This is a genomic window from Bacillus sp. CBEL-1, from assembly GCF_004348885.1.
Lineage (GTDB): Bacteria > Bacillota > Bacilli > Bacillales > Bacillaceae_H > Priestia > Priestia aryabhattai_A.
Genome location: NZ_SBIM01000013.1, coordinates 838,007 through 849,794 on the forward strand (window position 1 = coordinate 838,007; position 11,788 = coordinate 849,794).

Here is an 11,788-nt window from a genome sequence, read left to right on the forward strand (position 1 = left end):
GCGTCAGGTTGAAACTTGACGCGCTTTTTATTAATCATGTTTAAGTCGAGCATACATGCATAAATCAATAAACGCTCCTTTTGACTTTTCAGCTTTTCGCAAGGTCCCTTCATATTGAAAGCGATTCTTCTCTAATACATGAATCGAAGCTTTATTTGCTGCTTCTACTTTAGCCGATATTCTAACCATATGAAGGTGCGAAAAACCATGATTAACTAATTGTTCAACTACCTCTGAACCATACCCTTGTCTCCAGAACGCTTCGTCTAGTTCATAACCAATCTCTCCATGCTGATTATGAGTATCGATTTGATTAAACCCGCATGAACCCATAATTTTTGCTTGCTCTTTATGAAAGATCGTATAGCGTAGCGCTTTTTGTTCCTTCGCGAGATTCTTTAGATACACAATCATTTCCCCAGCTTGCTTTTCATCATAAAAAGGATCAATATTCATGAATTCAGTTATTTTTGGATTAGACCATATTTTAAAAAGCTCCGGTGCGTGCGCAAGTTGGATTGGAATTAGGCAAATCCGTTCACCTTGAAGAGGTTGCCCCATAACTCCTCCTCCTTTCAATACTCATCATACTTTTTTCACTATACAATGAACACATTCATAAAAAAAGGTAAGGTTCACTTATAAGTGAACCTTACCTTTTTCATTTTATTTAGCGAACTGTTCTCTTTTAACAGCTTGTTGATCTTGTTTAACTCCGCTAACTGTCACTCGCTTCATAAAGAGAGATAAAATTAATGCCACCACTATAAGTATCGATGAAATTAAAAATGAATCATTAATTCCTTCAACCATTGCCTGTAGTCCAATTTGCTGTTGCAAATCAGCCGTTGGTGCAACCACTCCATTACTCATTGCTTCTTTCGCTAATTCTTCTGCATGAAATTCTGTGCGGTTAGACATAACTGTTACAAGTAAAGCCGAACCAATAGCTCCTGACACTTGTTGTAATGTATTATTCATCGCTGTGCCATGTGGATTAAACTGCTGCGGAAGCTGATTTAACCCATTTGTCATAATTGGCATCATAACCATTGACATACCGAACATACGAGCCGTATATAGAATAATTAACTCCGTATACGTAGTTGTTAACGATAACTGACTAAACATATACGTCGTAATACCTGTGATAGCTAGCCCAATTACAGCTAGTACGCGTGCACCAAATTTATCAAACAGCTTCCCAGTAATTGGAGACATAATCCCCATGACTAAGGCTCCTGGTAATAACAAGAGTCCTGAATCTAAAGGCGAAATCCCTCGAGCACTCTGTACGTACATTGGAAGCAATAGCATTGCAGAGAACAATGCCATCGTAATAACAATTGAAATGGCAGATGACAATGCAAACATTGGATATTTAAAGATACGAAACTCTAGCATTGGCTTTTCAAGCTTAAATTGACGAGTAATAAATAGGACTAACCCAATCACTCCAACGATGATTGTTCCGTATACTTCTAGTGATCCCCATCCTTTGTCTCCAGCTGAACTAAATCCGTACAGTAAACCCCCAAATCCAAATACAGAAAGAATTAAAGAAAGCTTATCTAACTGAATATCTACCTTTTCCTTTTGATCTTTCAACAAGAAAAATGCTAACACAAGAACAATAACTGCAATTGGCGTTACAACGTGAAATAGCATTCTCCAGTCATAATGTTCAATTAACCATCCTGAAAGAGTTGGGCCGATTGCAGGTGCAAAAATCATCACCAATCCAAAAATACCCATTGCTCCCCCGCGCTTTTCAATTGGAAAGCTCGTTAACAGCACATTCATTAATAGCGGCATCATAATAGCTGCTCCCGATGCTTGAATAACACGAGCAGCTAACAATACTCCAAATTCCGGTGCTACCCCAGCTACTATTGTACCCGTTGTAAAAAGAGCCATCGCTGTTAAAAACAAGCTGCGGACCGAGTATCGTTGAATTAAAAAAGCAGTGGTTGGAATCATGATACCATTGACAAGCATATAACCTGTCGTTAGCCACTGAACGGTTGATGTTGTTACTCCTAATTCATTTTTTATGGATGGTAAAGCAATGTTTAATAATGTCTCATTAAGTAATGAAATAAATGCTCCTATAAGTAAAATACCAATAATTCCATATGGTGGTTTTTTTGTAGTTTGCATAAAGTTCCTCCTCTCATTAAACCATTAGTATATTTTTTTATACCATCAGTTCACATATTGTATATTATACCTTCAGTCCACTTTTTGCAACAAAAAAAAGCCCTTATTTTAAAAGAGTTTGTGTAAACGCTTTTTCTCTTGTATCATAAATAAATAGACAGGTAGTACACTTTTATTGCAGGTGATGAAATGAATAAAAAACAAGAATTGATGCTAAAGAGTGCCCATAAGCTCTTTGTTGAAAAAGGATTTCAAGCAACATCTATACAAGATATCGTTGAAGATAGTGGAATTTCAAAAGGCACGTTTTATAATTACTTTTCGTCTAAAAATGAGCTAGTCATTAAAATTTTCGAGTCCGTTTATAATGAGTTAGAAACCAAAAGAAATGAATTTTTAATTGGCCAAAACCGTTCAGACTTAGATATATTCATTAAGCAAATTGAACTTCAAGTACAAATGCATCATCAAAATCAATTGTTTACACTATTTGAAGAGATTTTCTTTTCAAATAACGCTGAGCTAAAGGAGCATTTTAAACAAGCTCAGCTTTACGAACTACACTGGCTTTATAATCGATTAATTGACTTGTTTGGCTCAGACAAAAAAGCTTACTTACTGGACTGCGCCATTATGTTTTTAGGACTTCTACACCGTAACTTTCACTACAGCGTTATGGCACATCATAACCAAATTAACGCACCTAAAATCATTCGCTATACGGTTAATCGATTAGTTCATCTAGTGAAAGATGTTTCTACTAACCAAGAAATGCTTTTTGATCCTGACTTACTAACACAGTGGGTTCCTTTTCACAATCATTCTCCTCAAACAACTGAACAAAAGATTCGGGCATCTATCTTATTAGTAACAAAAGAAGCAGAAGACGCTAATGATGTAGATAAGCCAAAAATTCTTGAACTACTAACCTTCTTACAAGAAGAGCTGATTCGTCAACCTCAATTACGCTCCTTTGTCATTAGCAGTACTTTGTATTCTTTAAGCAAAACAGTAATAGGTACATCAGACGAGTTTAAACGTTTAGAAGAGCTTATTGACCTCCTAATTGAAGAACAAAAAGAGCCACCTATGTAGGTAGCTCTTTTGTTTATTTTAAAGGCTTGTTATTTTTAATATTTAATCCTGAACCAAACGGGTATAGCGTCTCTCCTTTATTAATGACAGAAGGAATGGCTACGGGAAGCTTTCCTTTTGGATCAGCAACCCCAAAAATGGTTTTAACACCCGCTGGAATATTTGGCTGACGATAGCGTCCATTTGTGAATCCTTTAAAACCGTAGACCGCCAAAACAGCATTTGCTTCCTCAAAGTTTGCTACATCATAAGGATTTCGCACACTCATCAATACAAACTTTTTACCCTGTGATTGGCTATAGTTCATAACAGCTCTTGGGAAAGCTGTTGCCCATTTGGATGAATCTTGAACTGCGTCATCGATTACCCCATCGTTCACTGCTGGATCATTTTTTACTACATATGAACTTGCAATAACATAATCAGCTTCATTTATCTTTTCTTTAGTTTCTTCTGTAAATGTCTTATTCTCGAATTCTAAGCGTTCCACTTCTACTGACTTAATGTGCTTTTTATCTACTAACTCTTGAATTGTTCGCGCCATTGCATCCGTTTGGTCTTTGAAAGGTGCAACTACCAGTACTTTTTCATGCTTTTTAGGCTTAAATGGCAAAGTACGCTTATCATTTTTTAGTAATGTCACCGCTTCTTCTGCTATTTTTTCTTCTGCTTTTAGGTGCTCTTTGTTTCCTACTACGCTTAAAGCATTTTCCACTTTTTCATCTACGTTTTGATCAGTTGCTTCGTAAATTCCTCGCTTTATTTTTAAATCTATAATTCGTTCAGCTGAGTCATTAATCTCAGCCATTGGAATTTCTCCACTATGGACTGCATTTATTACTCCATTATAAACATCTTCTAAATTTTTTTCCATTTCAATAGAGTTGACTTGAGCAGGCATAAGTGCAATATCTACACCAGCATTAATAGCCATAATAACAGCCTCTTCTTGACCAAAATTATCCGAAATAGCTTTCATATTCAATGCATCTGTAACCACAATTCCATTGTATCCAAGCTCTTTCCGTAAAAGGTCGGTTATAATTCCTTTTGACAAAGTAGCTGGAACCATAATTTGTTGACCATCTTTTTTACTTGTATATGTTGTGTCATCAAGAGCAGGAAACTGTAGGTGCGCCGTCATAATCATGTCTACACCTGCATTCATCGCTTCTTTAAACGGATAAAGCTCCACTTCGTCTAAGCGCTTTTTATCATGTGGTACAACTGGTAAACCATAGTGACTATCTACAGCGGTATCTCCATGTCCTGGGAAATGCTTGGCTGCCGTTGCGATATTTTGTTTTTGCAACCCTTTAATTGTTTGAACACCTAACTTTGCTACTAACTGTGGATCTGAACTAAGTGACCGAACACCAATTACCGGGTTTCCTGGGTTATTATTCACGTCAAGCGTCGGTGAAAAGTTTACGTTAACCCCCAAAGAAGACAGCTCTTTACCGATAATCTCTCCAGTTTTGTATGCATTTTATTCGCTTCTAGTAGCACCAAGCGCCATATTTCCTGGCAAGTTGGTTCCCGACTGCAGCCTTGTAACAATTCCGCCCTCTTGATCAATTGTAATGAGAAGAGGAATATCTGCGCTGGCATTTTGCAGGCCGTTAACTAATCGAACTGTTTGTTCAGTATCTACCACATTTTCCGCAAACAAAATCACGCCGCCAAGATGGTATTTCTTTATAATACTTCCTACTTCATCGTTCATTTCAGTAAATCCCACAGCCGTTTTTTCCCCTTGCTTCTTCCAGTTACGAAAATCTGGCATCAGCATTTGACCAACTTTTTCTTCTAGCGTCATTTCTGAAACAATTCTTTTAGCATCACTCACTTCTTTTGCTGATACTAAAGGAGCCTTAAAAGGAATAAAGATTGAGGTGGCTAAAGCTGCTACAAGTCCTGCACAGATTACCTTTTTCATGAGATCGCTCTCCTCTTTATTTTATTTATACAGCAAATATCCTTTTCTCAACTTTTGAAATTCGCTTAGCTCCGGCTTCCACTCTGCAACAATGTCTTGAATTGATTTTCCATTCTCAATGCCTTCTCTAACTAAATTATTGCCTGCTAGTAAATCAAAGAATGGTTTATTTCCAGCGTTAAACGCAAAGTGATCTGGGTACAAATCGTGAATAGTCTTTACAATTGCTACCCCTGTTTTCACAGGTTCATATGTTGATTCATTACTTACATGGATTTCAATTCCTCCTGAAAGTTTACCGCTATGCTTAGAGAAAGAAGGTGTGAAATAAGATGGACGGAACGTAACGCCTGGAAGTGCAAGTTTATTGAGTTCTTCAGCCAGATCACTTCCGTTAATAAACGGTGCTCCAATTGTTTCAAACGGCTTAGTTGTTCCTCTTCCCTCTGAAACATTTGTCCCTTCAATTAACGAAGCTCCCGGATATACAAGGGCTGTGTCTGCTGTTGGCATGTTTGGTGAAGGAGCAATCCATTCTGTAGGCAAATCCTTTGCGGTCATTGATCGTTTCCAGCCTTTCATTTTGACTACTTTTAAATCAGCTCCAATATTGAACTCTTGATTAAATAACTGTGCTAATTCACCTACTGTCATACCGTGACGAATTGGAATTGGATACATGCCGACAAAGGAAGCATACTCTGCTTGTAAAACCGGTCCTTCTATCTTCTCACCACCTAAGGGATTCGGTCGATCTAAAACAACGATAGGAATATTATTTTCTTTTGCAGCTTCCATTGCGTAAGCCATTGTATAAATATAAGTGTAAAAGCGAGTACCTACATCTTGAATATCAAAAACCAGAACTTCAACATCCTTTAACATTTCAGGAGTTGGCTTTTTAGTTGGACCATACAGACTGTACACAGGAAGCCCCGTTTTTTGATCGATATAGAATTCTACGTGCTGACCAGCTTGAGCATCTCCCCTTACTCCGTGTTCCGGTCCATATAAGGAGACAAGGTCAAAAGCTTTATGTTCATTAAAAATATCAACAATACTTTTAAGCTCTTGATTAACACCTGTTGGATTTGTAATGAGTCCTACTTTTTTTCCTTCTAGAAGCTTTAACTCATCTTCTAAAAGAACTTCAACACCTAACTTAAAATGTTGTTTTTTCCCAGGGCCTTTTGCTTCACTGGATGAAGTAAAAAAAGGTACTGCTATACTAAATAAAAGAACAGCTATTAAAACTCCCATTGACCATCTCTTCATTTATAATCCGCTCCATTTCGTTTATTGTGTGAAATGGCTCCTTCTCATGCTGCAGAGTATAAAATGTCTAAAAAGGATACCCATTAGGTTTTGCAAATGAAAATCTTTTATTCTTTTATCAATCTGAGACTATAAGCTTGCTGAGCAAGTTCTAATAACTCTATATCTTCTGGATGGATTTGCCCTATTACGTTGACCCGATCATCAGCCGGTAAGTCATTCAAAACAACGTGAACCTCACCTTGGTACCTCCCGTAACGTTCATTGTCCATTGTAATGGTTCCTCGCGTTCGACTAATCGTTTGAATTGGATTTATAACCTCACTTGTACGCGTTCCTTGTAACCGCACAACATCTCGTGAGCGATCCGGACGTAGTCGGTATGTACACGCTGGCAGCGTTTCTGTCAACATACGAAGATTTAATATCTTATACTTATTCCAATCATCTAACGCATTCACTATTCTTTCATCGAATTCAGGATCTCCAATATAAATATTGCTAATCCCTTCTTCAACTAGACGAACTGCTGCTAACAGCATGTTTACTGTACGATGTTGCTCTAAAGTAGGTAATCCTTCAAACAAAGGTCCTCGTTTTTCTTTTTGCCCCGCCACAAACGCAACAACGGGAATCTGATATTGAAAAAACATGCGATTTTGCTGTTGAAAAAACACTTCATCCAATCCTGTTTCACGCCTTGGATAAAAATTGTGCCAGCCCACTAGCTGATTGGCTTCTATGCCCGCTGTAAATAGCGCGTTAAGAAAACTTTCTGACACCGTACTGGCATTAAGAGCCAACTTAAAAAATTGAGAAAGATGAACAATATCCTCTACCCCAAACCCGTCGTCTAACCGAATACCCGTCACGCCCAAGGAAGCCAAATCTTCCAACTGGTGAATCTGCAGATGAGTAGGTGTATGTTTAGAAACATCAGCATAAACTTCCATTTGATGTTTCTTTGCTACTTGCAGTAAATGTTTAGCTTTTTGAGCAAGATGACCTGTTTCCTCAGGAATGTGAAGCGAGGTAAACGCTCGCTTCACTCCACTTTTACTTGCTTCTATAATTCTCTGTTCAGCAAATTGATCATTTAAATAAAAAGAAATACCTATCAATCGAACTCTCCTGCCATTTCATCTTTAAATCCAAATCCGTATGTGAATAAAAATCCTGCTATATATGCAATCAATAGTCCAACTAAATATAAAACGATTTGCTGTGCATGAACAAGGAAGGTTAGCGGTAATCCAGAAACCCCTACTGCAACTGTTGCAATATTAAAGTATGCTTGGAAAGCACCTCCAACTCCAGCACCTAAACAAGCTGTTAAAAACGGTCGACCTAATGGTAACGTCACTCCAAAGATAAGTGGTTCTCCAATTCCCAGCATTCCTGAAGGTAATGCTCCACCAATAGCTCGTTTCAAACGCTTTTTCTTTGTCTTTGCATAAATCGCAAAGGCCGCTCCGACTTGACCAGCTCCACCCATCGCAAGAATAGGTAGCAAAGGGTCATCCCCAATTGAGTTGATTAGTTCTAAATGAACAGGCGTTAATCCTTGATGTAGTCCTGTTACAACAAGTGGCAAGAATGCTGCTCCTAGAACAAAGCCGGCCACAATTCCTCCGAGATCAAGCACGCTCAGTAATCCTTTTGTAATTAAGTCTGAAATGAATCCTCCAAGAGGCATAAAAACAATATATGTGACAACTCCTGTAACAAGAAGAGCTACAGTAGGTGTTACAATAATATCTAAAGATTGAGGTACAAACGGTCGAACTTTTTTCTCAACAATTGCAATGAAAATAGCTGCAAACAATACGCCAATTAAACCGCCTCGACCCGGTAATAACGCTTCTCCAAAAAGTTGAATGTCTCCCACCGCTGGATTAATAACTAAGATGCCAGCCAGACCTCCTAAAGCTGGAGATCCACCAAACTCTTTTGCTGCATTAATTCCAACTAAGATACCTAAATACGCAAATAAACCGCTTCCAATGGCTGTTAGAATTAAAGCCAGCTGTGAATCTGCTGCTAACCACTCCGCCTGCACAACTGACTTTGTAATTCCCGTAATTAATCCAGAAGCTACAAGAGCTGGAATTAATGGAATAAAAATACTTGCAATTCTTCGTAAAAACAACTTAAACGGTGTTTGATTTTTTGCTTTTAGTTCACTCTTCTTTTGAGCAGCTCTTTCGCTTAAATCTAGCCCTCCAGCTTCATCTATCAGCTGACCAAATGCTTCTGTTACCACCGTAACTTTTCCTGGACCCAAAATAATTTGAAGCGTCTCTTCTTCTACGACGCCCAATACACCATCTATACGCTTAATAGCGTCCAAGTTTACTAGACTCGAATCTATTACTTTTACTCTTAAGCGCGTCATACAATGCGTATACTCGTTAATATTACTAGCGCCTCCGAGATTTTCTAATATTGATTTTGCTAACACTTTATTTTCTGTTGACATGCTAGCTCCCCCTTTGTTTTACTGGCTCTCCAAAGTTTTGATGTATAAAGCCTTACTTTTGCTTATCCTTTAAAAATTGAATTGCATCTCTTGTACGATCTATATATTCAACGGTTTCATCGTATTTAGTACTTGCCATAGCTAAAAACAATGTATCAATGACGTACAACTGAGCTAACCTAGATGAGGTAGCTGCACTTCGAAACGGCGCTTCTCTTGTGTAGGAAGTATGCAGTGAAATATCCGTTAAGGCTGATACTGCAGATAAACCTTGCTTCGTTAAGCTAATGGTTGTTAAACCTTGCTTTTTCGCTAAGGATAAAATATTAATGACCTCAGACGTTTCTCCTGAAAAAGAAATTCCTACGACAACATCATCAGCTCCTGCGTTTGCAATTAAAGTCGCCACTATATGAACATCAGTAAAGGCCGTCGCTCCCTTATTTACTCGTAAAAACTTCTGCTGTGCATCCACGGCGATGATATGAGAAGCTCCAACACCAAAAAAGTGTATCGTTTTTGCCTTGCTTAAAGCCCTAACGGCTCTTTCAATCTCCTCGTGCTGCAATAGCTCAGAAGTATCACTAATACTTTGAACACTATTGATTGTTGTTTTTTTTACAATAGATTGAATCGTATCATGAGGCGTAATATCACGGTACCCTTGCTCTACCTTTTTGCTTAAGTCTCCTGCTATCCGAACCTTTAAGTCTTGAAATCCCTTTACACCCAACGATTTACAAAGGCGAATAACGGCAGCTCCGCTAGCACCCGCTAATGAACCTAGTTCACCAGCTGTGTAATCCATTACGGCTTCAGGCTGAGCTAAAATATATTCGGCGATTTTCTTCTCAGAAGCTGGTAGCTGTGGAAGGAGAGCGTGAATAATTCTTAATCCACCTGTCGCCATTTTTTCTCTCTCCTTTTCACTTGCTTTGTTGGATTGCTTTTCGAACATATCCATCATTTTTTTCTAGAAGAGTTCGCGCTTCTTCAACTGTTGCTTGCGTTTTAATCATAACAATGGCTGTCTTCACTTCATTATTGGCTTCTTCTAGCGCTGCTTTTGCTTCTTCATATGAAGCTGCAGTTACTTTTTCGATGATCCCAATCGCTCGTTCTTTTAACTTGTAGTTACTGACATTTACGTCAATCATTAAATTTTCATATGCTTTCCCAAGTTTAATCATAGAAGCTGTTGAAATCATGTTTAAAATCATTTTATGAGCTGTTGCGGACTTTAAACGTGTTGATCCTGTTAAAATTTCAGGGCCTACAACGACTTCTATTGCTCGATCTGCCACTTGTGAAATAGCTGCATTTTCATTACATGATAAGGCAATGGCCTTCGCTCCAATACTTTTCGCATACTTCAAAGCTCCAATTACATACGGAGTTCTTCCACTAGCAGCGATCCCAATAACTGTATCAGCGCTTGTTAATTCAATTCTTTGTAAATCTTGCACGCCACCTTCTTCACTGTCTTCTGCTCCTTCAACAGCTTTTACAAATGCACCTTCTCCTCCAGCCATAATTCCTTGTACAGTAGATGGATCCGTACTAAAAGTAGGAGGGCACTCTACAGCATCCAGAACACCTAATCGACCACTTGTACCAGCCCCAATATAAATGAGTCGACCACCGGATTTTAAAGACTGAACAACATATTCAACAGTTGCTTCAATATCTGGTAAAACCGCATTAACAGCTGTAGCTACCTTTTGATCTTCTTCGTTCATAATGCGTAAAATATCAGCTGTGTTTTCAACATCGATATTCATTGTGCGTTCATTGCGAGATTCTGTTGTTAGTATAGTTAGATTTTTATCCATGACTTTTCCTCCTGTAACACAGTTAAATTTACATTCATTATAATTTCATTAAAATTAAATTTCAATAACTAATTAATATTATTAAAATCAAATTTCAATTAGAACTTTTCCTTCTCTTTTCCACAAAAAAACATGCGCTAATTAATAATCAGCACATGCTTCTAAGTAAAGCTTTATTTTCCGCCTGTAAACGAAATGCCTTTAACAAAGTATTTATTAAAAAAGGCATATAGCAATAACATTGGTAATGTAAAGACCATTGACGCAGCCATAATATAATTCCAATAACTAATATATTGACCTTTGAACGTATTAAGACCGAGGGTTAGCGTGAACATTTCCGTGTCTGACATAACAATTAAAGGTCGCATAAAATCATTCCAAAAGCCCATGAACACAAAAATTGCTTGAGCAGCTAGAGCCGGCTTTGCCAGTGGAAGAACTACTTTAAAGAATGTTCCAAATTTAGATAACCCATCTAGTTCCGCTGCTTCTTCAAGCTCTTTTGGAAAATTAATGAAAAATTGTCGCATCATAAAGATAAACGTTGCATTTACCATTGCCGGTACAATCATTCCCTGATACGTGTTTAACCAACCAAGCTCTTTTAAAATTAAAAAATTGGGAATCATAGTAACCTGTCCTGGGATCATAAGCACAGCTAAAATCATCATAAATATGCTCTTTTTCCCAGGAAAGCTAAGCCTAGCAAGTGCATATCCCGCCATCGAATTAAACAATAAATTTAAAGCTGTTCCAACAACAGCTATAAATAAACTATTAAACAACCAGCGAGGGAACAATTTTTGTTCAATGAAAATTTGCTTGTAATTTTCGAAAGTAAAATCTTTTGGTATAAAGTTCATCGTTCCTGAAACAATTTCTTCTAACGTTTTAAAAGAGGCTGACATTGCCCAAATAAAAGGTATCAACGTAATAAGCGCGTATACTGTTAAAACAACATAAGCAACAACTTTCCAGGCACTTTGGGTCTTTTTCATATCTTCC

At 37.8% G+C, this 11,788-nt stretch carries 9 protein-coding genes and 1 pseudogene; 1 reads left to right on the plus strand and 9 read right to left on the minus strand.

The window, feature by feature from the left end:
- Window positions 1-30 precede the first annotated feature (30 nt).
- Together EPL02_RS14260 and EPL02_RS14265 are read right to left on the minus strand one after the other, a co-directional pair.
- Window positions 31-561 (minus strand): GNAT family N-acetyltransferase, encoded by a 531-nt coding sequence (locus tag EPL02_RS14260; protein WP_131888066.1) that lies wholly within the window; start codon window positions 559-561, stop codon window positions 31-33.
- A gap of 105 nt (window positions 562-666) precedes the next feature.
- Window positions 667-2,160 (minus strand): DHA2 family efflux MFS transporter permease subunit, encoded by a 1,494-nt coding sequence (locus EPL02_RS14265; RefSeq protein ID WP_094912058.1) that lies wholly within the window; start codon window positions 2,158-2,160, stop codon window positions 667-669.
- A 189-nt stretch (window positions 2,161-2,349) separates the two neighbouring features.
- Here EPL02_RS14265 and EPL02_RS14270 point away from each other — a divergent pair, with 189 nt between their 5' ends.
- Window positions 2,350-3,255, plus strand: coding sequence for a TetR/AcrR family transcriptional regulator (locus EPL02_RS14270; RefSeq protein WP_131888067.1), 906 nt, complete (start codon window positions 2,350-2,352; stop codon window positions 3,253-3,255).
- Window positions 3,256-3,268: 13 nt separating this feature from the next.
- Here the strand turns inward: EPL02_RS14270 and EPL02_RS14275 are convergent.
- From EPL02_RS14275 to EPL02_RS14305, 7 genes and pseudogenes are all read right to left on the minus strand, one after another.
- Window positions 3,269-5,194 (minus strand): annotated as a pseudogene (locus EPL02_RS14275) (glycoside hydrolase family 3 protein).
- Between the two features lie 21 nt (window positions 5,195-5,215).
- Window positions 5,216-6,469 (minus strand): exo-beta-N-acetylmuramidase NamZ family protein, encoded by a 1,254-nt coding sequence (locus EPL02_RS14280; RefSeq protein WP_131888068.1) that lies wholly within the window; start codon window positions 6,467-6,469, stop codon window positions 5,216-5,218.
- Window positions 6,470-6,576: 107 nt separating this feature from the next.
- On the minus strand, window positions 6,577-7,590 hold the full coding sequence (locus tag EPL02_RS14285) for a MupG family TIM beta-alpha barrel fold protein (RefSeq protein WP_131888069.1): 1,014 nt from the start codon (window positions 7,588-7,590) through the stop codon (window positions 6,577-6,579).
- On the minus strand, window positions 7,587-8,948 hold the full coding sequence (locus EPL02_RS14290) for a PTS transporter subunit EIIC (protein WP_131888070.1): 1,362 nt from the start codon (window positions 8,946-8,948) through the stop codon (window positions 7,587-7,589). Before EPL02_RS14290 ends, EPL02_RS14285 begins: the two co-directional genes overlap by 4 nt.
- 52 nt (window positions 8,949-9,000) lie before the next feature.
- The gene (locus EPL02_RS14295) at window positions 9,001-9,858 is read right to left on the minus strand and encodes a MurR/RpiR family transcriptional regulator (protein ID WP_131888071.1); all 858 of its coding nucleotides are present in this window, start codon (window positions 9,856-9,858) and stop codon (window positions 9,001-9,003) included.
- Between the two features lie 16 nt (window positions 9,859-9,874).
- Window positions 9,875-10,780, minus strand: coding sequence for an N-acetylmuramic acid 6-phosphate etherase (murQ, locus tag EPL02_RS14300; RefSeq protein WP_094912051.1), 906 nt, complete (start codon window positions 10,778-10,780; stop codon window positions 9,875-9,877).
- 173 nt (window positions 10,781-10,953) lie between these two features.
- Window positions 10,954-11,781, minus strand: coding sequence for a carbohydrate ABC transporter permease (locus EPL02_RS14305; RefSeq protein ID WP_131888072.1), 828 nt, complete (start codon window positions 11,779-11,781; stop codon window positions 10,954-10,956).
- Window positions 11,782-11,788 lie beyond the last annotated feature (7 nt).

Bases quoted from the DNA above. Each gene is read 5' to 3' on its own strand.
- EPL02_RS14260 (WP_131888066.1), bottom strand. From the start codon at position 561: ATGGGGCAACCTCTTCAAGGTGAACGGATTTGCCTAATTCCAATCCAA.
- EPL02_RS14265 (WP_094912058.1), bottom strand. From the start codon at position 2,160: ATGCAAACTACAAAAAAACCACCATATGGAATTATTGGTATTTTACTT.
- EPL02_RS14270 (WP_131888067.1), top strand. From the start codon at position 2,350: ATGAATAAAAAACAAGAATTGATGCTAAAGAGTGCCCATAAGCTCTTT.
- EPL02_RS14280 (WP_131888068.1), bottom strand. From the start codon at position 6,469: ATGAAGAGATGGTCAATGGGAGTTTTAATAGCTGTTCTTTTATTTAGT.
- EPL02_RS14290 (WP_131888070.1), bottom strand. From the start codon at position 8,948: ATGTCAACAGAAAATAAAGTGTTAGCAAAATCAATATTAGAAAATCTC.
- EPL02_RS14295 (WP_131888071.1), bottom strand. From the start codon at position 9,858: ATGGCGACAGGTGGATTAAGAATTATTCACGCTCTCCTTCCACAGCTA.
- murQ (WP_094912051.1), bottom strand. From the start codon at position 10,780: ATGGATAAAAATCTAACTATACTAACAACAGAATCTCGCAATGAACGC.
- EPL02_RS14305 (WP_131888072.1), bottom strand. From the start codon at position 11,781: ATGAAAAAGACCCAAAGTGCCTGGAAAGTTGTTGCTTATGTTGTTTTA.